This is a genomic window from Vibrio sp. 10N.222.55.C6, from assembly GCF_041473395.1.
Taxonomy (GTDB): Bacteria; Pseudomonadota; Gammaproteobacteria; order Enterobacterales; family Vibrionaceae; genus Vibrio; species Vibrio crassostreae_C.
This window is the reverse complement of sequence record NZ_JBFRSD010000361.1, coordinates 1-266: the sequence shown is the minus strand read 5'-3', so window position 1 is coordinate 266 and position 266 is coordinate 1. Positions and strand designations below refer to the sequence as shown.

The 266-nt window shown below is 42.9% G+C and carries 1 protein-coding gene; it reads right to left on the bottom strand.

What is annotated here, in order from left to right:
* Nucleotides 1-29 precede the first annotated feature (29 nt).
* Nucleotides 30-266, bottom strand: a 237-nt coding sequence (locus AB4486_RS24125; RefSeq protein ID WP_372119155.1) for a FimV/HubP family polar landmark protein, incomplete at its 5' end; no start/stop codon positions are given.

The window sequence follows — 266 nt, the reverse complement described above, 5'->3', positions numbered from 1 at the left end:
AGCCAACGCTACCCTTTATGATTTTTAATTTATCGACCGTTTAACGAATCGATCAGGTTTTTTGCCTCTCGACGAATATCATCGCTACCGTCAACGATTGCCTCTTCTAGAAGCTTAATTGCACCTTGCGAGTCACTCATCTCGATGTAAATTTTAGCCAAATCAAGCTTACCTGCAGCCTCTGCGTTGCTATCAACATCATAGTTGCCAATGTCGCCGATAACGTCTGGGAATTCATTTAGGCCAACATCCAGTTTAAGCTCTTC